The 25,678-nt window shown below is 69.6% G+C and carries 25 protein-coding genes; 5 read left to right on the top strand and 20 right to left on the bottom strand.

The window, feature by feature from the left end; genetic code table 11:
* Positions 1 to 3: 3 nt before the first annotated feature.
* On the bottom strand, positions 4 to 273 hold the full coding sequence (gene rpsO / locus ASD56_RS15425; RefSeq protein ID WP_019180606.1) for a 30S ribosomal protein S15: 270 nt from the start codon (positions 271 to 273) through the stop codon (positions 4 to 6).
* A gap of 244 nt (positions 274 to 517) precedes the next feature.
* On the opposite strand from rpsO, the gene ASD56_RS15420 reads away from it, so the two are divergent.
* Entirely contained in the window at positions 518 to 1,480 is a 963-nt protein-coding gene (locus ASD56_RS15420) for a DMT family transporter (protein ID WP_055968190.1), read from the top strand.
* Positions 1,481 to 1,508: 28 nt separating this feature from the next.
* Here ASD56_RS15420 and ASD56_RS15415 read toward each other — a convergent pair whose 3' ends face one another.
* The 3 genes from ASD56_RS15415 to ASD56_RS15405 form a co-directional block, all read right to left on the bottom strand.
* On the bottom strand, positions 1,509 to 2,075 hold the full coding sequence (locus ASD56_RS15415; protein ID WP_055967890.1) for a YceI family protein: 567 nt from the start codon (positions 2,073 to 2,075) through the stop codon (positions 1,509 to 1,511).
* 160 nt (positions 2,076 to 2,235) lie between these two features.
* Positions 2,236 to 2,604 carry an FKBP-type peptidyl-prolyl cis-trans isomerase gene (locus ASD56_RS15410; protein WP_055967889.1) on the bottom strand — a complete coding sequence of 123 codons (369 nt, stop codon included), beginning with the start codon at positions 2,602 to 2,604 and terminating at the stop codon, positions 2,236 to 2,238.
* A 154-nt stretch (positions 2,605 to 2,758) separates the two neighbouring features.
* Positions 2,759 to 3,976 carry a PrsW family intramembrane metalloprotease gene (locus ASD56_RS15405; RefSeq protein ID WP_055967885.1) on the bottom strand — a complete coding sequence of 406 codons (1,218 nt, stop codon included), beginning with the start codon at positions 3,974 to 3,976 and terminating at the stop codon, positions 2,759 to 2,761.
* 63 nt (positions 3,977 to 4,039) lie between these two features.
* Between ASD56_RS15405 and ASD56_RS15400 the strand changes: the two genes are divergently transcribed.
* A complete protein-coding gene (locus ASD56_RS15400) occupies positions 4,040 to 4,903 on the top strand; it encodes a fumarylacetoacetate hydrolase family protein (protein ID WP_055967882.1) in 864 nt (287 codons plus the stop codon).
* An 80-nt stretch (positions 4,904 to 4,983) separates the two neighbouring features.
* Here the strand turns inward: ASD56_RS15400 and ASD56_RS15395 are convergent, their stop codons facing one another.
* The 5 genes from ASD56_RS15395 to ASD56_RS15375 all read right to left on the bottom strand — a co-directional run bounded on the left by ASD56_RS15395 (position 4,984) and on the right by ASD56_RS15375 (position 9,672).
* A complete protein-coding gene (locus ASD56_RS15395) occupies positions 4,984 to 5,421 on the bottom strand; it encodes a DUF4190 domain-containing protein (RefSeq protein ID WP_055967879.1) in 438 nt (145 codons plus the stop codon).
* 71 nt (positions 5,422 to 5,492) lie between these two features.
* A complete protein-coding gene (locus tag ASD56_RS15390) occupies positions 5,493 to 6,965 on the bottom strand; it encodes an aspartate ammonia-lyase (protein WP_055967876.1) in 1,473 nt (490 codons plus the stop codon).
* Positions 6,966 to 7,096: 131 nt separating this feature from the next.
* Positions 7,097 to 8,005, bottom strand: coding sequence for a phosphodiesterase (locus ASD56_RS15385; protein WP_055967873.1), 909 nt, complete (start codon positions 8,003 to 8,005; stop codon positions 7,097 to 7,099).
* Between the two features lie 39 nt (positions 8,006 to 8,044).
* Positions 8,045 to 8,377: a hypothetical protein gene (locus ASD56_RS15380; protein ID WP_055967870.1), complete on the bottom strand. Its 333-nt coding sequence runs from the start codon at positions 8,375 to 8,377 to the stop codon at positions 8,045 to 8,047.
* Positions 8,374 to 9,672 carry an inorganic phosphate transporter gene (locus ASD56_RS15375; protein ID WP_055967867.1) on the bottom strand — a complete coding sequence of 433 codons (1,299 nt, stop codon included), beginning with the start codon at positions 9,670 to 9,672 and terminating at the stop codon, positions 8,374 to 8,376. The genes ASD56_RS15380 and ASD56_RS15375 overlap by 4 nt, the downstream gene beginning before the upstream one ends.
* Before the next feature lie 188 nt (positions 9,673 to 9,860).
* On the opposite strand from ASD56_RS15375, the gene ASD56_RS15370 reads away from it, so the two are divergent.
* Positions 9,861 to 11,984 (top strand): S9 family peptidase, encoded by a 2,124-nt coding sequence (locus ASD56_RS15370; protein ID WP_055967863.1) that lies wholly within the window; start codon positions 9,861 to 9,863, stop codon positions 11,982 to 11,984.
* Positions 11,985 to 12,244: 260 nt separating this feature from the next.
* Complete coding sequence (locus tag ASD56_RS15365; RefSeq protein ID WP_055967860.1) at positions 12,245 to 13,246, top strand: hypothetical protein; 1,002 nt, start codon at positions 12,245 to 12,247, stop codon at positions 13,244 to 13,246.
* Positions 13,247 to 13,282: 36 nt separating this feature from the next.
* On the opposite strand, the gene ASD56_RS15360 is transcribed toward ASD56_RS15365, so the two are convergent.
* The 5 genes from ASD56_RS15360 to coaBC all read right to left on the bottom strand — a co-directional run bounded on the left by ASD56_RS15360 (position 13,283) and on the right by coaBC (position 19,692).
* Positions 13,283 to 14,311, bottom strand: coding sequence for an ATP-dependent 6-phosphofructokinase (locus ASD56_RS15360; protein ID WP_055967855.1), 1,029 nt, complete (start codon positions 14,309 to 14,311; stop codon positions 13,283 to 13,285).
* 115 nt (positions 14,312 to 14,426) lie between these two features.
* Complete coding sequence (locus ASD56_RS15355; protein ID WP_055967850.1) at positions 14,427 to 16,583, bottom strand: DEAD/DEAH box helicase; 2,157 nt, start codon at positions 16,581 to 16,583, stop codon at positions 14,427 to 14,429.
* A 200-nt stretch (positions 16,584 to 16,783) separates the two neighbouring features.
* Positions 16,784 to 17,425, bottom strand: coding sequence for a hypothetical protein (locus tag ASD56_RS15350; protein ID WP_055967842.1), 642 nt, complete (start codon positions 17,423 to 17,425; stop codon positions 16,784 to 16,786).
* A 62-nt stretch (positions 17,426 to 17,487) separates the two neighbouring features.
* A complete protein-coding gene (locus tag ASD56_RS15345; RefSeq protein ID WP_055967839.1) occupies positions 17,488 to 18,387 on the bottom strand; it encodes a glycerophosphodiester phosphodiesterase in 900 nt (299 codons plus the stop codon).
* A gap of 66 nt (positions 18,388 to 18,453) precedes the next feature.
* Complete coding sequence (gene coaBC, locus ASD56_RS15340) at positions 18,454 to 19,692, bottom strand: bifunctional phosphopantothenoylcysteine decarboxylase/phosphopantothenate--cysteine ligase CoaBC (RefSeq protein WP_055968187.1); 1,239 nt, start codon at positions 19,690 to 19,692, stop codon at positions 18,454 to 18,456.
* 45 nt (positions 19,693 to 19,737) lie between these two features.
* On the opposite strand from coaBC, the gene ASD56_RS15335 reads away from it, so the two are divergent.
* Complete coding sequence (locus tag ASD56_RS15335) at positions 19,738 to 20,454, top strand: NRDE family protein (RefSeq protein ID WP_055967837.1); 717 nt, start codon at positions 19,738 to 19,740, stop codon at positions 20,452 to 20,454.
* A gap of 13 nt (positions 20,455 to 20,467) precedes the next feature.
* Here ASD56_RS15335 and ASD56_RS15330 read toward each other — a convergent pair whose 3' ends face one another.
* Genes ASD56_RS15330 through ASD56_RS15305 form a run of 6 tightly spaced genes read right to left on the bottom strand, consistent with a single transcriptional unit; the run spans position 20,468 to position 25,663 of the window.
* Positions 20,468 to 21,331 (bottom strand): aldehyde dehydrogenase family protein, encoded by an 864-nt coding sequence (locus ASD56_RS15330; protein WP_055967834.1) that lies wholly within the window; start codon positions 21,329 to 21,331, stop codon positions 20,468 to 20,470.
* Entirely contained in the window at positions 21,328 to 22,770 is a 1,443-nt protein-coding gene (locus tag ASD56_RS15325) for an aldehyde dehydrogenase family protein (RefSeq protein ID WP_055967832.1), read from the bottom strand. The genes ASD56_RS15330 and ASD56_RS15325 overlap by 4 nt, the downstream gene beginning before the upstream one ends.
* Before the next feature lie 11 nt (positions 22,771 to 22,781).
* Positions 22,782 to 23,789 carry a deoxyribose-phosphate aldolase gene (deoC, locus tag ASD56_RS15320; RefSeq protein WP_055967830.1) on the bottom strand — a complete coding sequence of 336 codons (1,008 nt, stop codon included), beginning with the start codon at positions 23,787 to 23,789 and terminating at the stop codon, positions 22,782 to 22,784.
* A gap of 43 nt (positions 23,790 to 23,832) precedes the next feature.
* Positions 23,833 to 24,210 carry a hypothetical protein gene (locus ASD56_RS15315; protein WP_055967827.1) on the bottom strand — a complete coding sequence of 126 codons (378 nt, stop codon included), beginning with the start codon at positions 24,208 to 24,210 and terminating at the stop codon, positions 23,833 to 23,835.
* Between the two features lie 56 nt (positions 24,211 to 24,266).
* Positions 24,267 to 25,226: a bifunctional riboflavin kinase/FAD synthetase gene (locus tag ASD56_RS15310; RefSeq protein WP_055967824.1), complete on the bottom strand. Its 960-nt coding sequence runs from the start codon at positions 25,224 to 25,226 to the stop codon at positions 24,267 to 24,269.
* Complete coding sequence (locus ASD56_RS15305; RefSeq protein ID WP_055967821.1) at positions 25,223 to 25,663, bottom strand: hypothetical protein; 441 nt, start codon at positions 25,661 to 25,663, stop codon at positions 25,223 to 25,225. The genes ASD56_RS15310 and ASD56_RS15305 overlap by 4 nt, the downstream gene beginning before the upstream one ends.
* Positions 25,664 to 25,678 lie beyond the last annotated feature (15 nt).

The raw sequence follows: 25,678 nt of genomic DNA, 5'->3' as shown, positions 1-25,678 counted from the left end.
GCCTTAGCGGCGGAGTCCGAGACGCTCGATCAGCGAGCGGTAGCGCGCGATGTCGATGTCCTGGAGGTAGCCGAGCAGACGACGGCGCTGACCCACCATCAAGAACAGACCACGACGCGAGTGGTGGTCGTGCTTGTGCTCCTTGAGGTGCTCGGTGAGGTCCTTGATGCGCTGCGTCAGCATCGCGACCTGCACCTCGGGGGATCCGGTGTCACCGGGGTGCGTCGCGTACTCTTCGATGATCGCCTTCTTAGCGTCAGATTCGAGTGGCATAGATGGGATCCCCTTTCTGGTCATTGCGCGGCGCTCGACGCCTGATGCGTGAGCTCTCTTTATCCGCGGCCGATCAAACGGCAACCTCAAGAGTCTACCAGCCGGTGAGCCCGGGCGCGTCCGCGCGGCGATCGACGCCGGACCGCCATGCATCGGCGGATTCCGGACGTCGCATCCCCCCGCCGACGTGAGCGTCCGCACCCCGGCGTAGAGTCGCCGCGTGTCTGCTTCCACCACTGCCGAGATCACGCCGAAGGCTGCCACGACACCGCGGGCGTCGCAGTTCTCGATCGCGATCCAGTTCGTCCTCGCGGGCGTCGTCTGGGGCTCGAGCTTCCTCTTCATGAAGGTCGCACTCGAGGGCATCTCGCCCGCGCAGGTCGCGGGGTCGCGCCTGGTGTTCGGTGCGCTCGCGCTCGGCCTGTTCGTCCTCATCAGCAGGGAGCACCTGCCGCGGCGGCTCAGGATCTGGGGGCACATGACTGTGCTCGCGGTGACCTTCTGCGTCGTCCCGTTCCTTCTGTTCTCGTGGGCGCAGCAGCACGTCACCTCTGGCCTCGCCAGCATCTACAACGCCACCACGCCGATCATGACGGCGATCATGGCCGGGCTGCTGCTGCGCGTCGAGAAGCTCAAGCGCCTGCAGATCGCCGGGATCGGCGTCGGCATCCTCGGGGTCGTCGTCATCATCGGCCCCTGGCAGGGGCTCGACCTCTCCCAGAGCCTGGTCGCGCAGCTCGCGATCCTCGGCGCGACGGCGTGCTACGGCTTCAGCCTCGCGTACATGCGCAAGTTCGTCTCCGACACCGGCATGAGCGCCCTGATGTTCTCGTTCCTCAACATCGGGATCGCCGCGGTCATCATGGTCGTCCTCTCCCCCGCGATCGCGTTCACGCCGGTCCACCTCGATCCCTGGATCGTGACGAGCGTCGTTCTGCTGGGGTGCCTGGGCACGGGCATCGCCTATGTCTGGAACCAGAACGTGGTCCGCGCCTGGGGACCGACCCGGGCCTCCACCGTCACGTACATCACCCCGCTGGTGGGCGTCCTGCTCGGCGTGATCATCCTCGGCGAGCAGCTCAGCTGGAACGAGCCCGTGGGCGCGCTGATCGTCTTCCTCGGCATCCTGCTCGCGCAGGACCGCCTGCGTCGACGCCGCAAAGACGAGAAGGCGGATGCCGCAGCATCCGCCCCCTCATCTCGCTGAGCCGCCGCAACCGACAGCTCGCACTCGTTCAGTCCTGCTGCAGTGCGCCCTGCAGGTCGAGCGTGATGGTGATGTCCTTGCCGACGAGCACGCCGCCGGTCTCGAGGGCGGCGTTCCAGGTGAGGCCGAACTCCTCGCGGTTCACGACGGCCTTGGCGGTCGCACCTGCCTTGTAGTTGCCCCACGGGTCCTGACCGAAGCCGCCGAACTCGAAGTCGAAGGTCACGGGCTTCGTGATTCCGCGAATGGTGAGATCGCCGTCGACGAGGAAGTCGCCGTTCTCGACGCGTGCGCCGGTCGAGCGGAACTCCATCGTCGGGTGGTTCTCGACGTCGAAGAAGTCCGCCGAGCGCAGGTGGTCGTCGCGGCCCTTGTCGTTGGTGTCGACGGAGGCGACGTCGACGCTGGCGGTGACCTGGGCCTCGAGCGGGTTCTCGGGGGCGACGAGGGTCGCGCTCTTCATGCCGAACGTGCCGCGCACCTTCGAGATCATCATGTGGCGGACACTGAAGGTCACCTCGCTGTGCGAGGGGTCGAGGACCCAGGTGCCGGCCTTGTAGCCGGGGACGTCGAGGGTCGTGGTCGTCGCGGTCATGGTCTTCCTTTGTGTCGATGGTGTCGCGCTCGGCGACCGTTCATCGACTCCAACGCACCACCGCGAGCGATCTATTCCCGTGAATAGATAATTCTCGGACCGAGAAAACGAACGAGGGGCGGATGCCGCAGCATCCGCCCCTCTCACATCATGCGCGACGTCAGCCGACCGCGATGAGGTCGATGATGAAGACGAGGGTCTTGCCGCCGAGGAAGTGGCCGCCGGCGGGGCCGTAGGCCAGGTGCGGGGGGATCACGAGCTCGCGACGGCCGCCGACCTTCATGCCCGGGATGCCGTCCTGCCATCCCTGGATGAGGCCGCGGAGCGGGAACTGGATGCTCTCGCCACGGTTCCACGACGAGTCGAACTCCTCGCCGGATTCGAACTCGACACCGGCGTAGTGCACGGTGACGGTGTCGCCGGGCTTCGCCTCGGCGCCGTCGCCCACGATGATGTCGCGGATGACGAGGTCGGAGGGAGCAGGGCCGGTGGGGGCGTCGAATTCGGGCTTGGTGCGGTCGTCAGTCATGATCCCATCCAACCCGAGCCGGTCCCCCGGGTCAACGCGAGGGGGTCTTGACACCTCTGAGGCGCCCCGGCATCCTTGGGGCAGATCAACTCAGCGCTCGGTCGTTACGCAGGCATCGCCGCGGCACCGAGCGCTGAGTCTTGGGCCAGGCGGCCTACGGCGCGAACAGTGCGGCCCGGGCGGCCGAGGTGCGCTGCAGCAGGACGCGCTCGTCTTCGGCGGCGTTCGGGTCGCGGCCGCTGATCGCTCGCTGGCGCGCCGCGGCGAGCCCCGTGGCATCGGTGATGAACCCCTTCATCGCCGGTGTGCGATCGCCGCGCAGGCCGCGGGCCCACGCCAGCCCGGCCTTGCGGCCGGCCCCCGTGGCGAGCATGTCGACCTCCTGAGCCGTGAACCAGCCGGCGGCGGCGTACTCTCCCAGACGCCGCCGCGTGAGCCGTGACTCCTCGCGCCGCAGAGCGATGACCCCGAGGATGAAGGCGACGAACAGCGGGACCTGCAGCGTCAGGTAGAGCCCCCAGAAGTCGCCCAGCAGCGCCGAGGCGTTCCAGATGGCGTGCAGCGTGATCGCCCCGATCATGCCGAGCACCCAAGGACCGATCGCGCGGCCGGTCGAGACCCCGCGCCGCGCGGCGAGCCCGAGCGCGAAGCCTGTGATGGCGGTGAACATCACGTGGGCGAAGGGCGACAGGATGCCGCGCATGAAGAACGTCACCGTCGTGTCGACCGCCCCTCCCTCGAGGAAGGCGATCGCGAAGTACTGGATGTTCTCGGTGAAGGCGAAGCCGGCGCCGACCAGCGCCCCGTACACGATCCCGTCGACCGGGCCGTCGAAGGCGCGGCGTGCGACGGCGAAGATGATGAAGACGCCGAGCCCCTTGGTCAGCTCCTCCACGATCGGGGCCTGAACGACCGCCGAGAAGACGTCCTGGGCGGGCGAGGCGCTGTAGCCGAAGACGAACGTCAGGGCCAGGTCGACGCCGAGCGTGAGGCCCACCGCGCCGATCGCGCCCCAGGCCACGGCGAAGATCACGAGGTTGCGGGGCTCGGGCTCCCAGCGATCGACGAGGCGGACCGCGAGCATCACACCCGCCAGCGGGATGAGGGCGAGCACCATGCCGATGAGAGACGCGGCGGATCCCAGGGCGTTCAGGAAGTACGCGACCAGCCCGACCAGCAAGAAGACCAGGATGCCGCAGGCCCAGATGGGCGCCGTGCGCCCGCGGCGCGGTGTCACCGGCAGCGCGGCAGGCGACGTGGCCGGTCGCGGAATGACCGCCGGTGCGGCCTGGCGGGGCTGTGCCAGGGCGGACGGGAAATCGGGCGGAGCGAGCGACGGCCGACCGCCGCCGGGACCGGGAGCTTGCGTCATGCGCTCAGCCTAGGGCTGAGAGCGACCAAGACTCGCCCGCGCGCCTGCAGGTAGGTTGGAGGGATGCGCTTCGCCCATGTGATCGGCCCCGGGTCGGAGGAGCCGCGACTCGTCCTCGTCGAAGGTGACCAGGCCGTGATCGTGGAAGACCTGTTCGACGGCGCGCCGAGGTTCCTCGAAGACCTCATCGCGGGGGGTGACGCCCTGCTCGGGCGTGTGCGCGACACGGCCGGCGCCGGGACGCGGCATCCGCTCGGCGGCTTGCGCTTCGCATCGGCGCTGCTGACGCCGCCGGTCATCCTCGCGATCGGGCTCAACTACGCGGCGCACTCGAGCGAGCTGGGCCTGAAGACCGACTCCACTCCGACCGTGTTCGTGCTCTGGCCCAACTCGCTCAGCGCGCACGACGCCACGACGACCTGGCCGCGCTCGGTGAGCGAGACCGTGGACTACGAGGCGGAGCTCGGCGTGATCATCGGCACCCCGGCCAAGAACGTCGCCGCCGAGAACGCCCTGAACCACGTGTGGGGCTACACCGTGGTCAACGACATCACGGCCCGCAACATCCAGTACTCCGAGGCCCAGTGGTCGCGCTGCAAGTCGTTCGACGGCTTCACGCCCACCGGGCCGTTCGTCGTCACGGCGGACGAGATCCCCGACCCGCAGGACCTGCACATCTGGACGGTCCTCGACGGCAGGACGATGCAGGATGCCTCGACCGCGCAGATGGTCCGCTCGGTCGCGACCCTCATCTCCTCGCTGTCCGAGTCGGCGACGCTGCTGCCAGGAACCCTGATCTCGACCGGGAGCCCGGGCGGTGCCGGCTACTCGCGGGATCCCCAGGTGTTCCTGCGCGACCGCTCGACCGTCACGGTCGGCATCGACGGCATCGGCGAGCTGACCACGCACTGCCGCATGACCGACTGAGCGGGAACGACGAAGCCGCACGCCCCGTCGGGACGTGCGGCTTCGCTGCGCTCGGAGGGCCGGCGCGCCGGTCGACCTGCTTACGGGCAGGTGACCTCGAGCCCTGTGTCCGTGGTGTACACGCCGGGGTCCATCCCCGCACAGAGGTCGGCAAGGGCGCCGGCGGCCATCGCGGCGAAGACCACAGCCAGGATGATCGCGATGATCGTGAGCGCCAGGAAGATCCATCCGAGGATGATGGCGACCTTCGCCGGCGTGTTCTTGAAACCGGCCTTCTTGCTCTGGCCGCGCGCGACGTAGCCGAGGATCAGGCCGAGGATCGAGATGAAGAAGACTGCGACGAGCGCGATGATGCCCAGGGTCTTTCCCGGGTCTTCAGCGCCGGGCTGGACCGGGCCGGCCGACGGCGCTGCCGCGTAGGACGGCGCGGCCGGCGGTGCGGCCTGGTACTGCGGCGGGGCGGGGGGAACGCTGCTGTCGCCGGCGGCGGGCTGCGAGGGGACGGTGGGGTCGGTCATGTGGACTCCTATCGGCGTGGACTCGTCGAAGTTATCGGCATATTCACCGCCACGGCAATCACGACGCGCGCTCAATCGTGTTCGGCGTCGACTGACTTCTCCTTCGGGAGCATCACCGGAATGGCCGCGGTGATCACCTCGAGGCCCGACAGACGCGCGGGCGACAGCTGCTTGGTGACCTCCTCGCGCGACATCAGTCCAGCCTCGACCACCAGATCGGCGACGTTGCGCCCGGTGAGCAGAGCGGTCTTGGCCAGAGCCGCAGACGCCGCGTACCCGATGAAGGGCGTGAGCGCGGTGACGACGCCGACGGACGCCCCGACCATCGCGCCGAGGCGCTCGCGGTTGGCTGTGATGCCGTCGATGCAGTTGATGCGGAGGGTGTGCATGCCGCGACGCATCCAGGTGATCGACTGGAAGATCGAGTGCGCGATGACCGGCTCGAACGCGTTCAGCTGCAACTGGCCGCCCTCGACGGCCATCGTGACCGTGAGATCGGCCCCGGCGACCGCGAACGCGATCTGGTTCACCACTTCGGGGATCACCGGGTTGACCTTGCCGGGCATGATGCTGGAGCCGGCCTGGCGAGCCGGCAGGTTGATCTCGCCGAAGCCCGCCTGCGGGCCCGACGACAGCAGGCGCAGGTCGTTGCAGATCTTCGAGAGCTTGATGGCGTTGCGCTTGAGCGACGACGAGAACGACATGAAGGCGCCGGTGTCGCTCGTGGACTCCACCAGGTCGGTGGCCAGATCCAGGTCGAGCCCGCTGATCTCGCGCAGGTGTGTGAGCACGGCCTTGCTGTAGTCGGGATGCGTCGTGATTCCGGTGCCGATGGCCGTGGCGCCCATGTTGATCTCGTACAGCAGGTAGGCGTTCTCCTTGAGCCGGCTGTGGTCCTCGCCGAGGGTCGTGGCGAATCCGTGGAACTCCTGGCCCAATGTCATCGGCACGGCGTCCTGCAGCTGAGTGCGGCCGACCTTCAGCACGTCGTGGAACTCGACCGCCTTCGCGAGGAACGCCCGGCGCAGCAGATCGAGCTCGTCGAGCAGGGTCAGCAGGTCGAGCCCGAGGCCCACCTTGATGGCGGTCGGGTAGACGTCGTTCGTCGACTGGCTGCGGTTGGTGTCGTCGATCGGCGAGAGGAAGGCGTAGTCGCCCTTCTCACGGCCGGCCAGTTCGAGCGCGATGTTGGTGATGACCTCGTTCGCGTTCATGTTGGTCGAGGTTCCGGCACCTCCCTGGATCACGCCCACCACGAACTGGTCGTGGAACTGTCCTTCGATGACGAGCTGCGACGCGCGATCGATGAGGTCGGCCTTCTCGGGGCTCAGCACGCCGATGTCGCGGTTGGCCCGCGCCGAAGCCTGTTTGACCATCGCCAGAGCGCGGACCAGGTCGGCGTAGACCGAGATGGGTCGCTTGGAGATGTCGAAGTTCTCCAGCGCCCGGGCGGTATGGATGCCCCAGTAGGCGTCGGCGGGGATCTCCATGGATCCCAGGGAGTCGGTCTCGGTGCGGGTGCGCGTCATTGCGTCCAGAGCCATGTGTGAGTTCCTCGTGGGTCGGTCACGGCGGGAGGGGATGCCTTCACCCTACGCGCGCGGCGCGACCCGTGCGGGTGTACGCGAGGTACAGCGATGAACGTCCCGTGTACAGGTCGTCTACCTGCACGGTGTCACGAGCGCTTGCGCGAGAAGGCCTCGAGCCGCTCCTCCGGGCTCAGCGCCGCCATCTCGCGGACCCACTCCGCCGAGAAGTAGTCGCCGGTCGGGGCGTCGACGACGGGGACGACCGCGTGAGTGATGGTGTCGTCGTACACGTGCACGAGGTGGAACGACTGCCCGGCATCCATTCCGTTGACCTCCACCGACGGACGCGCGAGGTTCATCGTGTAGCAGGTGGCCGCTGCGACGCTCACCGGCACCCCGGCGAACATCCCGCTCGTGGAGTAGTGCAGGTGGCCCGCCAGGATCGCACGCACGTCCGACCCGGCGATCACCTCGGCCAGGCGCGTCTGGTCCCGCAGCTCGAGGATGTCGAACAGCGGGATGTGCGACGGCAGGGGCGGGTGGTGCAGCGCCAGGATCGTGCCCAGCGGCGCCGGCGTCGCGAGGATCTCGCGCAGCCAGGCGAGCTGGGCCGCGTCGAGATCGCCGTGGTGCCAGCCGGGCACGGTGGAGTCCAGCGCCACGAGCCGCAGGCCGCCGAGGTCCCAGACACCCGTGACGGGCTCCTCGGTCGGCTCGAGGCCCAGCAGGTCTCGGCGCAGCGCGGGGCGCTCGTCGTGGTTGCCGGCGACCCACACGACAGGTGCGCCCATGCGCTCCGCGACAGGCTCGACCGCCTCGCGCAGTGCGAGATAGGCCTCCGGCTCGCCCAGATCGGTCAGGTCGCCGGTGAACACGATGGCATCGGGACGGATGCCGGTCGCCTCGGCGACCTCGAGCGTCCGGATCAGGTTCGCGAGCGTGTCGAACCGTCCGCCGAGTGCGCGCCCTCCTGCCAGGAGATGCGTGTCGCTCAGGTGCAGCAGCGTGCGCCGCGCGGGCGCGTACTGACCGAACTGCACCGGTGTGGGGACCATGGGCATCAGCTTAGGACCCGTCGCCGACGGGCCGCCGCCTCAGTGGTTGAAGACGATGAGCAGCAGTCCGCCGAGGACTGCGGCGCCCGCGACGCCGAACGACAGGTACGCGCCGACGAGGGCGAAGCGCTTCTGGCCGTCGGTGAGAGGACTCTTGCGAGCGGCCTTCGCAGCCGCCTTCGCAGCACGCTGTGCTTCCTTCTCGGAGATCACGGTGATCGCGTCGGTGAACTCGGCGGGCCCGACGACGGGTGCCCGGCCGGCGCGCACCAGCAGCCGGAGGCCGGTGGCGTAGGCCGCGACCACGATGACCGCCGCCAGGAACGCGGCGATGAAGACCTGGACGAAGGCGAACCAGTCGATGACGATCACGGCCGACCCCCGTTCTTCGGGCCGCGCGCAGATCGCTCTGCGGCCTTGGCCGACTTCTCCGCCTTCTTCGCCGCCGAGGCCTGGGCGGCGCGCACGCGCGCCTCTTCGCGGGCGATCGCGCGCTGACGACGAGTGGGCGGCGGGTTGCGCTTGACCTTGACCGCACGACCCGAGTCGGCGACCTCGCTCATCGCGTTGGCGGCCGTGACCGAGTCACGGCGCGAGCGGAGGAAGAGGCCGAGGATGATCAGCACGGCGAGTACCGCGTCGATGATGATGCCCCAGAACGGGATGGCGACGACGATGAAAGCCGCCAGTCCGCCGACCGCGCCCGCGGCGGGCAGAGTGAGGAGCCAGCCGATCATGATGCGCCCGACGGTGCGCCAGCGCACCTGGGAGCCGCGGCGACCCAGCCCGGAGCCGATCACCGAGCCGGAAGCGACCTGCGTGGTCGACAGCGCGAAGCCGAGGGCGCTCGAGGCGAGGATGGTCGACGCGGTCGAGCTCTCCGCTGCGAAGCCCTGGGCCGGCTTGACGTCGGTGAGTCCCTTGCCGAGGGTGCGGATGATGCGCCAGCCGCCCATGTAGGTGCCGAGCGCGATGGTGACGGCACAGGCGATGATGACCCAGGTCTGCGGCTCGGGGCTGGTCTGCAGGCCGGTCGAGATCAGCAGCAGCGTGATGATGCCCATCGTCTTCTGCGCGTCGTTGGTGCCGTGCGCGAGGGCGACGAGCGACGAGGTGAAGATCTGGCCCACCCGGAACCCGTCGCGGCCGTCGGGCTTGCTGTCGTAGCGACGCGTGATCGCATAGGCGACCTTGGTCGCCGTGAAGGCGATGATGCAGGCGGTGAGCGGAGCGATGATGGCCGGGAGGATGACCTTCGACATGACGACGCCGAAGTTGATCGCCGAGGCGCTGACGCCGACGATCGTGGCGCCGATGAGGCCGCCGAAGAGTGCGTGCGACGATGACGACGGCAGTCCGAGCAGCCACGTGAGCATGTTCCACGTGATGGCGCCGATGAGGCCCGCGAAGATGATCTGCGGGAAGATCGCCACCGAGATGTCGCCCTCGTTGATGATGCCGCCGGAGATCGTCTGCGCCACCTCCGTCGACAAGAAGGCACCGACCAGGTTCAGCAGCGCCGCGAGCAGGACGGCGGTCTTCGGCTTGAGGGCACCGGTCGCGATGGGCGTGGCCATCGCATTGGCCGTGTCGTGGAAACCGTTCGTGAAGTCGAAGAACAGCGCGAGTGCGATGACCAGCACGATGATGAGGGTTGCGGTTTCCACCGGTCGCTTTCCGTCAGGGGTGTGGAGTGTGTGCCGACGAGATCGGCGTGACGAACGAAGAGTTCACCGTGAATTCAGGAACCGGCAACCGGCCAGAAGAATCCTTACACCGCCGTGCCCTCCGGTCAACTTGACGGAGCACGGCCGGCGAGGCCTCGCGAGGGCATCGCCGGGCTAGCGTGGAGCCTGTGACCGTCTCAGACCGCCCCGCCGCAGCATCCGCCCCCATTGCCGACCCGCGACCGATCGTCCGCAGTCATCACGGCGATGACGTCGAGGACCGCTACGAGTGGTTCCGTGCGAAGGACGATGCGGCCGTGATCGCGCACCTCGAAGCCGAGAATGCGTACACGCAGCACCGCACGGAGCACCTCGACGGGCTGCGCGGGCGCATCTTCGACGAGATCAAGTCGCGGACGCTCGAGACCGACCTGTCCGTACCGACCCGCCGCGGGCAGTGGTGGTACTACGGCCGCACCGTGGAGGGCAGGCAGTACGGCATCCAGTGCCGCGCGCCGCTCGCCTCCCCCGACGACTGGACCCCGCCCGAGCTGTCGCCCGAGGTCGAGGTCCCCGGAGAGCAGGTGCTGCTGGACAGCAACCTCGAGGCCGAGGGCCACGAGTTCTTCTCCCTGGGAAGCTTCGAGATCTCCACCGACGGCACACTCATGCTCTACGGGGTCGACCTCGCCGGCGACGAGCGCTACACCGTGAGGGTGCGCAACGTCGCCACGGGCGAGCAGCTGCCGGACGAGATCCCCGACACGTTCGCCGGTGCGACGTTCTCCCCCGACGGCCGGTTCATCGTCTATACGACCGTCGACGACGCGTGGCGTCCCGACACCGTCTGGCTCCACGAGCTGGGCACGCCGGTCGCGGACGACGTGAAGCTGTTCCACGAGCCCGACGAGCGGTACTGGGTGGGCGCGGGGTTCTCGCGCAGCGACCGCTACCTCTTCATCGAGCTGGGCTCGTCGATCACGAGCGAGGAGTGGCTCGTCGACGCGACGGATCTGCGCAGCGCGCCGCGGGTGATCTGGCCGCGCCGGGAAGGCGTGGAGTACGAAGCCGCCCACGCGGTCATCGACGGCGAGGACGTGCTGTACATCCTCCACAACGAGGATGCCCTGGACTTCGAGCTGGTGCGGGTAGCGGCATCCGATCCTGCCGGCGACCGCGCGGTCGTGATCCCGCATCGTCCCGGCCACCGGCTGCTCGGCGTCTCGACGTTCCGAGACTGGGGCGTCGTCGGCTACCGCCGCGGCGGACTCCCCCGCCTCGGCATGCTGTCCTACGCCGACGGTGCGGTGACCGAGATCGAGTTCGACGAGCCGCTGTACTCGGTCGGGTCCGGCGGGAACCCGGAATGGGCGCCGCCGCTGCTGCGCCTGGGCTACGGGTCGTTCGTGACACCTGGGACCGTGTACGACTACGACGTCGCCACCGGTGACCTGCTGCTGCGCAAGCGCCAGCCCGTGCTCGGCGGCTACGAGCCGTCGGAGTACGGCCAGGAGCGCGTGTGGGCAACCGCCCAGGACGGCACGCAGATCCCGATCTCGCTGGTCTGGAAGCGTTCCTTCGGCGAGGCCGGCGCCGCGCCGCGCCCGGTGCACCTGTACGGCTACGGCTCGTACGAGCACTCGATCGAGCCGGGACTCTCGGTGCCGCGGCTGTCCGAGCTCGACCGCGGCGTGATCTTCGCCGTGGCTCACGTGCGCGGCGGCGGCGAGATGGGCCGGCAGTGGTACGAGGACGGCAAGCTCCTGAGCAAGCGCAACACGTTCACCGACTTCGTCGACTGCGCGCGGCACCTGGTGGACAACGGCTACACGACGCCGTCGCAGATGGTGGCCGAGGGCGGTTCCGCGGGCGGCCTGCTGATGGGCGCCGTGGCGAACCTGGCGCCCGAGCTGTTCGCCGGGATCCTCGCCGACGTGCCGTTCGTGGACGCCCTCACGACGATCCTCGACCCGTCGCTGCCGCTGACGGTGATCGAGTGGGACGAGTGGGGCGACCCGCTGCACAACGCCGACGTCTACGCGTACATGAAGTCGTACTCCCCGTACGAGAACGTGCGGACGGATGCCGCGTACCCGAAGATCCTCGCGGTGACCTCCCTGAACGACACACGGGTCCTGTACGTCGAGCCGGCGAAGTGGGTCGCGCGGCTGCGCGAGGTCGGCGCCGACGCCCTGCTCAAGTGCGAGATGGTCGCCGGACACGGCGGAGTCAGCGGACGCTACAACGCCTGGCGCGAGCGCGCGTTCGAGCTCGCGTGGCTCCTGGACGTGCTGGGCGTCGCCGACGCCTGACCCCCGGCCCTTCGGGAGAGCGGATGCCGCGGCCGCGGCATCCGTCTACCTCACGTTCTCGTTCGTGAACCCGGGGAAACGCGCCGAGCCCGACGTCTACGGCATCGGGTTCGACGTGAATCCTCGGGTTCGCGATGCGACCAGATCGACGCGGACGATCGGCCTGGGACGCCTCCTCCCATGGCGACGGTGCGAGCAAGTTCCCCCCGGATGCCGCCCCCGGCCCCCGGCGTTGCTCCGATCGCCCGCAGCCTGAGGTGATGGACGAGCCACTGGCTGCTTCGCTGCTGCTCTCGCGCGAGATGCCGGGCGGCCTCGCGCGACTCGATCGCGCGAGTGCCCTGCACCGGATCCGCGCCGGCGCGTACGTGCCACGCTCGGAATGGGAGGTTCTGGAGCCGTGGCGGCGGTACGCCTTGCGGGTGCAGGCTGTTGCCCGGACGTGGACATCCCCGGTCTTCTGCCTGGAGTCTGCTGCTGTTCTGCAGTCGCTGCCCGTGTTCGGCGAGCCGCGTGAGATCCATCTGCTGAGCCCCGACGGCAAGACCTGGCGCGAAGGGGACGTCCACGTGCACGGCTGGAACGATGCGCGCATGCTCACGACCACGGGATCGCTCACGCTGACGGCGATCGAGGATACCGCGACCGATCTGTGCCGGGTCCTGCCGCCGGCGTTCGGACTCGCGGTGGCCGACGCGGCTCTGCGAAGTCTCGGCTCAGCGGGCATCGGGCTCGACCTTGCGGCACGCGCAAGGTCCCACGCCAATAGGCGTGGGCTCCGTCAAGTGGATTGGGTGCAGGCGAGGGCGACTGCCGCCGCCGAGTCACCTGGAGAGTCCGTGAGCCGGGCTGTGATCGAGTGGCTCGGCTACGACGAGCCCGAACTGCAGCATGAGTTCCACTACGAGGGCGTGGTCGATCGCAGCGACTTCTACTGGCGGTCGACGCGCACGATCGGCGAGTCCGACGGCTACGGCAAGTACGACGCGGACGATCCGAAGACGATGAAGGCCCAATTCGTGCGCGAGAAGACGCGCGAGGACCGCCTTCGCCGCTATGAGCGGGGGTTCGCCCGGTGGGACTGGGCGGACGCGCTTCGCCCCGCGTCGCTGGACGCGAAGCTGCGCGCCGCCGGCCTCATTTCATCCCGCCTGCACCAGAACGCGATGCTTCGGACACTTGCGTCCAATCCGCGCTCGTTCGCGGGGCGAACTCAGGGAAACGCGGCGAACCACAGGTCCAAGGCCTCGGGCTCGCGGTGAATCCCCGGGTTCGCACTCGTCGACTGCAGAAACGGCTCAGCCGAACAGGGCGGCGGCCTCTTCGTAGCGGTGGAGCGGGACGGTGTTGAGCTCGCCGAGCGCCTCGGCGAAGGGCACGCGCACGATCTCGGTGCCTCGCATGGCGACCATCTGGCCCCAGGCGCCGTCGACGATCGCGTCCGCGGTGTGCAGGCCGAGGCGCGTCGCGAGCACGCGGTCGAAGCCCGAGGGAGACCCACCGCGCTGGATGTGGCCGAGCACGGTCGAGCGGGTCTCGATTCCGGTGAGGCGCTCGATCTCGGGCGCCAGCACCTCGCTGATGCCGCCGAGGCGGGGGCGATTGAACGCGTCGAGTCCCTTGTCGCTGAAGGCCTCGTCCATGCCGGTGAGCGTGAAGCCCTCGGACACGACGATGAGGGGCGCGCGACCGCGGTCGTGTGCGCGAGACACCAGGGCCGCGATCTCGTCGATCGACATCGGGACCTCGGGGATGCAGATCGCGTGGGCGCCGGCGGCGATGCCGGCGTGGAGGGCGATCCAGCCGACGTGGCGGCCCATGACCTCGGCCACCATGCACCGCTGGTGCGAGTCGCCGGTGGTGCGGAGGCGGTCCATGGCCTCGGTCGCGATGTTCACGGCCGTGTCGAAGCCGAACGAGTAGTCCGTCGCGCGCAGATCGTTGTCGATGGTCTTGGGGACGCCGAGCACGTTGATGCCGTCGTTCGCGAGACGGTTCGCGGCCGCAAGGGTGCCCTCGCCGCCGATGGCGATGATGCCGTCGAGCCGGTGGCCGTACATCGTCTTCGCGATGTTCTCGGCGCCGCCGCGGGGACCCTCGTACGGGTTCGTGCGGCTGGTGCCGAGGATCGTGCCGCCGACCTTCGAGAGCCCCTTCACCTCGTGACGCGTCAGCGGGAAGAAGTCGCCGTCGACGACACCGCGCCAGCCGTCGCGGATGCCGACGAACTCGAGGTCGTACGTCGTGGTGCCCTTGAGCACGACGCCGCGGATGACCGCGTTGAGCCCGGGGCAGTCGCCACCACTGGTCAGGATGCCGATCTTCATAGCTGTGTTCCTCGCTGTGTCGGGTGAAGAGGGTCGGCGACGCTGCCTCACCCGACATTAGTGGCGGATGCCGCCACCTGCCACACGCGCCGGCACCGCCTCCTGATCGAAGGCGTCAGTCGGCCCCGAGGGCGCGTCGGGTGAGGTGCATCAGCGCCGAGAGCTGGACCGAGTCGCTGGACTGCGGATCGACGGCCTCGCCGTCGAGCGCACGCTGCGCGAGGCCCTGCTTCGAGTCGATGAGCTCGGCGATCTTGGTGTCGATCGTGTGCGCCGCGATGATGCGCCATGCCGTGACCGGCTCGTCCTGGCCGATGCGGTGCACGCGGTCGATGGCCTGCGTCTGCTCGGCCGCGGTCCACGACAGCTCGGCGAGCACGACGTTGGACGAGGCCTGCATGTTGACGCCGACGCCCGCCGCGGTGAGCGAGCACACGGCGATCCCGACCTTCGGATCGTTGTTGAACTCGTCGATCGCCTGTTGACGCGCGATCGTGGTCTGGTCGCCGCGCAGCGACACCGTCTTCAGGCCGGCGCCTGCGAAGTGGTTCTCCGCGGCGTCCATGACGTCGATGTGCTTGGCGAAGAAGACGACCTTGCCGACCGAGCGCTGCAGCTGCACGGCGTAGTCCGCCGCGAGCAGGGCCTTGGCCTGGCCGATCTTGCGCACCATGGTGAACACGTTCTCCGAGCCCGTGCCTGCGGCCTTGGACTCCTCGAGCTCGCCGTGGGCCACCAGGCGCACGATGTCCTCGTCGATCTCGCCGAAGGCGAGGCCCCGGTCGCCGCGCGCCTCGATGATGCGGCGGTACTTCTGCGCCAGCCGTTCGCCGAGCTCGCGCTCGGCCTGGCGGATGGAGCGCCCGAACTCGTCGTCGAGCTCGACCGGCAGGTCGGCGATGAGCTTGTCGGGCAGGTCGGCGGCGACATCCTTCTTCTTGCGCCGGACGATGCCCATCGAGATCACGGCATTGCGCGCTTCGGGATAGAACGCCTTGTCGGCGGGGGTCAGGCCGGTCTCGTCGAGCCTGGCCATCAGCTCGGGGCCTGGCTTCTCTCCGGTCGTCCAACCGAGGAAGCGCCAGATCGCGTCGAAGTCCTCGACGTCGTTGATCAGCGGGGTTCCGGTGAGGGCCAGGAGGAGCGGATCGCGCACCTGCTCGCGGATGCGGCCGGCCAGCGCGAGCACGTTCTGCGAGCGCTGCGAACTGAGGTTCTTGATGAAGTGCGCCTCGTCGACGACCATGCCCTTCAGGCCCAGGTCGCTGAGCCACGACAGGTGGCGGTCGAGGATCTCGTAGTTGACGATGAACACGTCCGCGAACGCGTCGATGTCCTCGCCGTCGCCGTGGATGACGGTGGCGCGTCGCTGCGGCGTCCAGCGCTCGACCTCGCGCGCCCAGTTCATCTTCACGACGTTGGGGACCACGGCCAGCAGCGGGTACGCACCGGCCACGGATGCCGCGAGCACCGACTCGGCGGTCTTCCCGAGGCCCGGCTCGTCGGCCAGCAGGAAGCTGCGGTGCCCACTGCGGACGGCCTCCAGGAAGCGCGACTGGTGCGGCATGACCTCGAGGTTCTTGGGCGACAGCCGGTCGAACTCCGGAACGGGCGGAAGATCCATGGATGCCGCGGCCCCGCCGGCCCCGGTCTCGAACGCCTTGTAGAGGGGGCCCATGAGCTCCCAGCCGTCGAGGCGTCGGCGCGGCGTCTCCTTCTGGACACGCGCGTTGAGGTCGGGCGCCAGGAAGGGGTTGGCCTCGCGGCGTGCCTCGACCTGGGGCGGGATGACCTGTCGCTGCGCGAGCGCCGCAGGCACGACCTGAGCGGCGGCGGGCGGCGCGTCGGTGATGATGAGCTCGTCGGGCGGCAGATCGGCGCCGGACTCGAGCAGCCAGTCGCGTCGCATGCGCCGCGCGACCGGGGATGTGGCCTGGTCGACCTCGAGCAGCTGGATGAGCGACGTGTCGCGGGCGGCCGTCTTGGCGAGGATGGTCGCGACGCCGTCGAGGCGCTTCAGCAGCTCGGAGCGCGCGGCGTCGGTCACGGCGGTGTCGGCCTTCACACGGGCGCGCTCCTCGCGCACCAGGAAGGCGATCACCTGGAACTTCACGCGGTTGGTCGGCCCCAGCTTGCCGCGCTGGGCCTTGGCCTCGACCTCGCGCACCTTGCGGGCGAGGATCGGGATGATGGGCGCCTCGTCGTCACGACGTGACGCCGAGGTCTTGCGCCGACGCTGGGTAGACGACTGGGCGGGTGCCGTAGGCGGCATGCTTCTCCTGAGCCTGAATGCCGGTCGTACCGGCGAATGATCGATGCGAGACCGAAGGGTGCGGTGCTCCCGCGGGCGGCACGGGCGCCGTCGCGAACGCGGGACGGGATGGTCTCACCGGCGGCCGCGGGCACTCGCTTCAGCGAGCTGCGGCAATCGTCAGCGGATTCCCTTCCGCCAGTCTAGCGGAATGAGGGGCTTCAGCCCCAGAGCGTCGCGACGATGTCTTCGCTGTAGCCCTCGGGAGCGAAGTTGATCCAGGCCGTCGAGACCCATCCGCCCCCGCCGACGTAGTGCGTCTCGCCGCTCGCGTACTCCTCGTCGTCGAGCGTGACGCCCTTCTGCTCGATGCGGCAGATCGTGCCGTCGCCGAGCGGCTCGCACGCGTGACCGGAGGCCATCAGCTCGGCCTCGATGGCTTCGGCCTGCTCGGCGTCGATGACCGTGACGTTGGTGGCGAGGCCGAACTCGCTGGGCGTACCCCACGAGCACCGGATGGTCGGGGCGCCGCTGTCGATGATCTCGAGGAGATCGACGTTCTGCGTCGACAGCATCGTGACCTCCGGGTGGTTCAGCGGCGGGTTCTCGACCTCGAGGCGGCCCAGCATGGTCTCGGAGTAGATGTCTTCGCAGGCCGCCGGCAGCGTGAACTCGGTATCGGGCGCCTGGCTTTCGATGGGCGTCGGGGACGTGCCGCCTGGACGCGGGCTGAGCGACGGCGTGGGCTCGGCGCTGGGCGTTCCCGACGGCTCGGGCTGGCAGGCGGCGAACAGCAGGGCTGCGGCGACGATCGCGACGGCGCCGAGTGCTCGGGCCGCCGGTGCGGTGCGGGCGTGCGACATGGCTCCTCCGGGGGTGGTCGATCAATCGCTCCCACGACCCTACGACGCCGGGCGGAGCGCTGCTATCGCTCCCCCGCCGACGAGCTCTGCCACTGGAGCAGCGTGTGCGGATCGTCCGTGACGATGCCGTCGACGCCCAGCGCGGTCACGGCGTCCCACTGTGTGTCGCGGTTCAGCGTGTACACGACGACGCGGATGCCCGCCGCATGGAGCTCGTCGACGATCGCCGGGCGCTCCAGCACCTCGTCGCGCTTCACGATGACGCCCTCGACCCCGGCCTGTTCGGCGGCGGCCACGACGTCGTCCGGCACGTGCTTGAGGATGAGCAGGCGCGACACCACTTCGGTCTCGGCGGCCCACAGCGCCAGGGTCCGCGCGTCGAAGCTGGCGACCGCGATCTCGCGCTCGAGTCCGCGAGCGACGACGTCGGCGAGGGCGGCGTCGATGGCGGCGGCATCCCATACGCCCTTCAGCTCGATGATCGCGCGGCCGCCGGACGCGGCGAGCGTGTCGAGGAACTCAACGAACGTCGGAACCGTCGTGCCCGCGAACGAGGGATCGAACCAGGACCCGGCATCGAGCGTCCGCACCTGGGCGAGGGTGAGCTCCTGCAGCCGCCCGGTGCCGTTCGTGGTGCGATCGACCTTCGCGTCGTGCATGAGCACGGCGTGGCCGTCGGCGGTGAGTGCCACGTCGACCTCGACGTAGCCGATGCCGCCTTCGAGTGCCGCAGTGATGGCGGGCAGCGTGTTCTCCGGGGCGGTGGCACTGCCGCCGCGATGACTGGCGATGAAGGCCGCGTCGCCGGGCATCCGGGGATCGCCCAGCAGTTCGGTTGCGCTCACTCGCGCGGGCGTCGCGCCGAGGAACGCGATGACGATGCTCGCGACGGCGAGCACGCCGACGACCAGCAGGGGTTGGAGCCGTTCACGGGCGCGGTCGGGTACCGCGGGATGGGGCATCGGGCATGTCCTCCGGGTGGTGCACCGGGTCCTCGTCGACGCGGTCCGACCACTCTACATGCGTCGTTACCTTTTCGTTACGTTCTTTTCGCGCGTCGAGATCACCGCGTCCCAGAGCCCGTCGGCGACGTCGCGCTTGGTTCCCTGGACCGTCGAGACGACCTCGCCACCGGCGGTCAGGATCGTCACCTCGTTGACGTCCGACTCGAAGCCGCTCGACCATCCGACCTCGTTCACGGCGAGGAGGTCCGTGCCCTTGCGGGCAGCCTTGCGTCGTCCCCGCTCCAGCAGGCTCTCCCCCTCGGCCGGGGTCTCGGCGGCGAAGCCGACGACGACCTGGCCGTCGCTCCTGCCGCGCACGAGGCCCGCGAGGATGTCGTCGTTCTCGATGAGGTCGAGAGTGATGCCGCGGCCGGAAGCCGCATCCTTGGTCAGCTTCGATTCCGAGACCTCCGCGACGCGGTAGTCCGCGACGGCGGCCGCCATGACGATCACGTCCGCGGTGCGTGCGGCAGCGCCCATCGCAGCCTGGAGCTCGGCGGCGGTCCCGGCGCGCACCACATTCACGTGCGGGTGAGCGGATGCCGAGGCCAGCACCCCTTCGTCGACATGGGCGGCGACGAGCAGGACGTCGGCGCCGCGGTCCGCAGCGGCCAGGGCCACCGCGATCCCCTGCTTGCCGCTGGAGCGGTTGCCGATGTAGCGCACCGGGTCGATCGGCTCGCGGGTGCCGCCGGCGCTGACGACGACCCGGAGCCCGGCGAGGTCGGCGGTGCTGCCGCGCTCGGCCGCGGCCAGCGCGGCGTCGAGGATCACTTCGGGCTCCGACATCCGCCCCGGTCCGCTGTCGCCGCCGGTGAGCTCGCCGTCCTCAGGGCCGACGATCACGACGCCGCGGGTGCGCAGCGTGGCGATATTCGCGGTCGTCGCGGGATGCCGCCACATCTCGGTGTGCATCGCCGGCGCGACGACGACCGGTGCCGTGGTCGCGAGTAGGGTCGTTCCGAGGAGATCGTCCGCGAGGCCGGTGGCCATCTTCGCCAGGGTGTTGGCGGTCGCGGGCGCCACGATCACGAGGTCGGCCGCCTGGCCGAGAGCGACGTGGCGCACGCGGGCGACGTCATCGTGGACGGAGGTCGTGACCGCGTTGCGGCTGATCGACTCCCACGTCGGAAGGCCGACGAAGCGCACGGCGTCGGCCGTGGGCACGACGTGGACGTCATGGCCGCCCTTCACGAGCAGGCGCACGAGGTGCACGGTCTTGTAGGCGGCGATGCCACCGCTGACTCCGACGACGACGAACACCATCCGATCTTGGCACGACCAGGGCCCGCAGGCAGGAGACCACGAATGTGCACCGTCATCATCCGCGTGCCTGAGACGCCGGGCGAGCCCACGCGCGTGCTCGCCGTGCGCGACGAGGACCCCGGCCGGCCGTGGAACCCGCTGGGCCGGTGGTGGCCCGAGGCGCACGACGGCGTGGTCGGCGTGCGCGATGTGCGAGCCGGGGGCGCGTGGCTCGCGGCAGACCCGTCCGCGCGCCGGCTGGCGGTGCTGCTGAACCGGGCGGACGTCTCCTCGCGACCCGAGTCCGAGCTCGTCTCACGCGGCGGCATCGTCCTCGATGCCGTGGCCGGGCGCCTGCCCGAGGCCGAGCCGGCGACCCACGGGTTCAACCTGGTGACCGTCGACCCGGCCGGTGCCCAGGTGCTGACATGGGACGGCGCACTGCTGCGCACCGAGGAGCTCGCCCCCGGCACCCACATGATCGCCCACGACGACGTCGACGACCCCGCGACGCCGCGGATCGTGCGCTGGCTCGACGAGTTCCGCGCGGCCGAGCCTGCCCCCGACCACCTCTGGTGGACGCCGTGGATCGAGGTGCTCGAACGCTCGACGACCCTCGAGAGCACCGACGACCGCGCGATCATCCGCGACAATCGCCCGCTGGGCTACCCGACCCTGTCGCTGCTCGCGTGCGTCGCGTCGATCTCGGCCGACGGCATCGACGTGCGGTACGGCGAGCTGAACGAGCCCGGCCACTGGGGCGGGCTCGACCTCTCGTGACCGGCGGCGTCCGCTAGACCAGGCTCTTGGTGTGCCAGACGGTCTTGGTCTCGGTGAACGCGGCGATCCGCTCGAGGCTCAGGGCCGCGGCATCCGGTCCCTGCTCCGGCGGCAGGACGCGGGTGAGCGTCTCGGCCGCCGCGATCTGCAGGTCGACCCAGTCCAGGTCGCCGGCTCCGACCAGGTCGAGGCCGTGCACGTCCGGGTGCGACGCGAGCCACGGCGCCATCTCGGCCGGAGAGCCGGTGAGGACGTTGACGACTCCCCCGGGCACGTCGCTGGTCGCGAGCACCTCGGCGAGGCTGATCGCCGACAGCGGGAAGCGCTGCGACGCGATGACGACGACGGAGTTGCCCGACACGAGCGCCGGCGCGATGGCCGAGACCAGGCCGACGAGTGCGGTGTCCTGCGGCGCGACGACGGCCACGACACCCGTGGGCTCGGGCACCGAGATGTTGAAGTACGGCCCCGCGACGGGGTTGCCGTTGCCGGCGACCTGGCCGAACTTGTCGCACCAGCCCGCGTACCAGACCCAGCGGTCGATGGCCTCGTCGACCTCGGCTGCGGCGGCGGATGCCGAAGCCCCGGTCTGCTGGACGATCTCGTCCACGAACTGCGCCTTGCGGCCCTCGAGGATCTCGGCCACGCGGTACAGGACCTGGCCGCGGTTGTACGCGGTGGCTCCCGCCCAGCCCTTGACGGCTCCGCGCGCGGCGGTCACGGCATCCCGTGCGTCCTTGCGGGAGGCCAGCGCGGCGTTGGCGAGGAAGTCGCCCTTCGGCGAGACGACCTCGTAGGTGCGCCCGGACTCGCTGCGCGGGAAAGCTCCTCCGATGTAGAGCTTGTACGTCTTCGGCACGGTCAGTCGCTTGCTCATGACTGCGCTCCCTTCAGGTACGCGAGCAGGCCGTGTCGGCCGCCCTCACGGCCGTAGCCGGACTCCTTGTAGCCGCCGAACGGGCTGGCCGGATCGAAGCGGTTGAACGTGTTGGCCCAGATGACACCGGCACGCAAACGGTCGGCGACGGCCAGGATGCGCGAACCCTTGTCAGACCAGATGCCTGCGGACAGGCCGTACGGCGTGTTGTTGGCCTTCTCGATCGCCTCGGCGGGGGTGCGGAAGGTCAGCACCGACAGCACCGGGCCGAAGATCTCGTCGCGTGCGATGCGGTGGCTCGCCTGAACGTTCGTGAAGATCGTCGGCGCGAACCAGAAGCCGTTCTCGGGGATGACGCAGTCGGCGCTCCAGCGCACCGCGCCCTCGTCCTCGCCGATCTGGCTGAGCTCGCGGATGCGGTCGAGCTGCTCGCGCGAGTTGATGGCGCCGATGTCGGTGTTCTTGTCGAGCGGGTCACCCAGCCGCAGCGTCGACAGGCGCTGCTTCAGCCGGTCGACGACCTCGTCGTGGATCGACTCCTGCACGAGCAGGCGGCTGCCGGCGCAGCAGACGTGGCCCTGGTTGAAGAAGATGCCGTTGACGATGCCCTCGATGGCCTGATCGATCGGCGCGTCCTCGAAGACGATGTTCGCGGCCTTGCCGCCGAGCTCGAGCGTGAGCTTCTTGCCGGTGCCGGCGACGGCCTTGGCGATCTCACGGCCCACGGGCGTCGAGCCGGTGAAGGCCACCTTATTGACATCGGGATGCCGCACCAGAGCCGCGCCGGTCGCGCCGGCTCCGGTCACGATGTTGACCACGCCCGGCGGCAGGTCGGCCTGCTGCAGGATCTCGGCGAAGATGAGCGCCGACAGCGGCGTCGTCTCGGCCGGCTTGATCACGACGGTGTTGCCGGCGGCCAGAGCCGGGGCGATCTTCCACGCCAGCATGAGCAGCGGGAAGTTCCAGGGAATGACCTGCCCGGCGACACCGAGGGACTGCGGGTTCGCGCCCAGCCCGGCGTAGTCCAGCTTGTCGGCCCAGCCGGCGTAGTAGAAGAACCAGGCGGCGACGAGCGGAACGTCGACGTCGCGGCTCTCCTTGATGGGCTTGCCGTTGTCGAGCGCCTCGGCGACGGCGAGCTCGCGGGCGCGCTCCTGCACGAGACGTGCGATACGGAACAGGTACTTGCCGCGGTCGCGGCCGCTCATCTTGGACCACGTCTTCTCGTAGGCGCGGCGCGCAGCGGCGACGGCGGCATCGACATCCGCATCGCTCGCCGAGGCGATCGTGGCGATGTGCTTCTCATCGGCCGGCGAGATGGTCGCGAAGGACTCGCCGCTTCCGGGGCGGAACTCGCCGTCGATGAAGAGGCCGTACTCGTCGCGGAGGTTCAGGATCGCGCGGGACTCGGGCGCGGGGGCGTATTCGAGAAAGCTCATTGTTCGGGTCCTCAGTCGATCGTCACGTAGTCGGCGCCGGTGTAGTGGCCGCTCTTGAGCTTCTGGCGCTGCAGCAGCACGTCGTTGAGCAGGCTGGACGCACCGAACCGGAACAGATGCGGCTGCAGCCATTCCTCGCCGACGGTCTCAGCCACGGTGACCAGGTACTTGATGGCGTCCTTGGAGGTTCGGATGCCGCCGGCCGGCTTCACGCCGACCTTCTCGCCGGTGGCACGATGCCAGTCGCGCACGACCTCGAGCATGAGGAGCGTCACCGGCAGGGTCGCCGCCGGCTGCACCTTGCCCGTCGACGTCTTGATGAAGTCGCCGCCCGCGAGGATCGACAGCCACGACGCGCGCTTGATGTTGTCGTAGGTGTTGAGCTCGCCGGTCTCGAGGATCACCTTGAGCGAGGCGTACGAGCCGTCCTCACGACGGCATGCCTGCTTGACCTGGGCGATCTGGTCGAAGACCAGGCCGTAGCGGCCGGAGAGGAAGGCGCCGCGGTCGATGACCATGTCGATCTCGTCGGCACCGGCTGCGACGGCATCCGCCGTGTCGGCGAGCTTGATCTCGAGCGACGAGCGACCGCTCGGGAACGCGGTGGCCACGGCTGCCACGCTCACGCCGCCCTCGTCGGGGTCGCCGTGCGCGGCACCGAGGGCCTCGACCGCGTGCGGCACCATGTCGCCGTACACGCAGACGGCGGCCACACGGGGGCACGTCGGGTCGGAGGCATCCGGATTCAGCGCCTTGGCGACCAGCGACCGCACCTTGCCAGGAGTGTCGGCGCCCTCGAGGGTGGTGAGGTCGATGAGCTCGATGATCTTGTCGAGCGCCCAGGCCTTGGAGGTGGTCTTGATGGAACGCGTGCCCAGCCCGGCCGCGCGCTGCTCGAGTCCCACGGCGTCGACGCCGGGGAGTCCGTGCAGATAGCGCCGCAGGGTCGTGTCGTCGGGTTCCCCGCCGAGCAGCGCGACAGCCCGTTCGGGCAGCGTCTGCAGTTCGGTCCGGCTCATGGTGCTCCCTCTGTCTTCTGTCCTGGGCGGGGGCGAGGCCGCCTCACCCGCCCGTGCGCGTCGGCGCATGCTCCGGTGCGGTCGCCTTCGAGTGCCGCAGCAGCACGATCACTCCGATGCCGACGACCACCACGAACGCGATCGTCAATGTCGTGAAGGCGAACCAGTTGTCGTCGAGCGCCAGCACGATCGCCGCCGCGATGACCGCGATCGCCGCAGCCACCAGCTTCGAGGCGAACTTCAATCCTACCCCGGGAGTGAGCCGGCCAGCGGGTGAGTCGCCTCTCGCCAGGATCAGGTCGGCGAACGCATCGAGCGTCGCAAGGAGTGAGGCGGAGTAAGCCACAGCGCAGCCGAGGGCACCCCAGAGGTTCACGGAGTTCGCAGCAGCCGCCGCGGCGAGGACATCGAGCGCATGCACGCCTCGATCGTAGGTGCGCACAGGTCGGCGGGTCTACGGGTGGGCGCCGCTCCCGCTCATGTGAGGATCCTTCGGACCTCCGCCACATCATCGGCCATCTGCACGACGAGGGCGTCGATGCCTTCGAACGCGACCATACCGCGGATCCTCTTGCCGAACTGGACCTCGACGCGGTGACCGTAGAGATCCAGATCGGTCTCGTCGAGCACGTACGCCTCGACCTGGCGGACCAGCACATCGTCGAACGTCGGGTTGGTGCCGACGCTGATCGCGGCCGGATAGCGGATGCCGGTGCCTACGGCTCCCTCGGCCGCCTCGTCGACGAGCCAGCCGGCGTAGACGCCGTCGGCCGGGATGAAGCCTTCGCAGTCCGGGGCGAGATTCGCCGTCGGGAAGCCCAGTTCGCGGCCCCGCTTGAGCCCGTGGACCACCTCGCCCCAGACGGACGGGGCGCGACCGAGGAGCGCCGCGGCGCGCTCGACGTCACCGGCGGCGAGCAGCTCGCGGATCCAGGTCGACGAGACCCGTCGCTCGTCCTGCGTCGCCCGGACATCGTCGATCACGTCGACGTCGAAGCCGAACTCCCGGCCGAGCTCCGCGAGGAGCGCCGGTGTGCCTGCGCCCCCGCGCCCGAACCTGAAGTCGACCCCGACGAGCACCGTCTGCACACCGAGGGCCCCGACGAGCACGTGCTCGACGAATTCGCGCGCCGAGAGGTTCGCGAGCGCTTCGTCGAAGCGCAGCATGAGCGTCGCGTCGACCCCGGTCTCCGCGAGCAGCCGGAGCTTCTGGTGCTCGCCGATGAGGCTCTCGGGGCAGAGTTCGGGGCGCAGGAGCGCCAGGGGGTTGCGATCGAAGGTGACTGCGACGACGCGAGCGCCGGAGGCCGCGGCATCCGTCCGTGCCTTTTCGATGACTGCACGGTGACCCGTGTGGACGCCGTCGAACTTGCCGATCGCGACGACCGACGGACCGAAGCCGGCGGGAACCTCGGACGGCGACCGGAAGACGATCACGGCGCGACCGCCGGGGCAGGCTCGGCGGACGCCCGGACGGGCCGGTGGGTGATGAGCCACCACAGGCCGAAGAACGGGAGCACGAGCGGCACGAACAGGTACCCGGCTCCGAACCACGACCACACGGTCGGGTGGGCGAAGAGCTCGGGCAGCGCGAAGGAGAGCGTGCCGATGACCAGCACGCCGACCAGCTCGAAGACGATCGCCGCCCAGGCGACGCGGTACCAGCCGGGCGACCCGGCGAAGACGAGCGCGAGCGTCGCGACGATGTACACGACGGCTGCCAGCGCCGACAGCGTGTAAGCCATCGGGGCCTCGTCGAAGCGCTGGACGATCTGGACGAACGAGCGACCGGTGGCGGCGAGCGCCATGATCGCGTAGACGACGACCAGGACGCGACCGATTCCGGTCATGCGGGGGCGGGCGGACGGCGACATGACCTGTCAATCCTA

This window comes from Microbacterium sp. Root166 (assembly GCF_001427145.1).
In the GTDB taxonomy this organism is placed as follows: Bacteria; Actinomycetota; Actinomycetes; order Actinomycetales; family Microbacteriaceae; genus Microbacterium.
The sequence above is the reverse complement of the archived record's forward strand: the minus strand, read 5'-3'. Positions and strand labels throughout refer to the sequence as shown.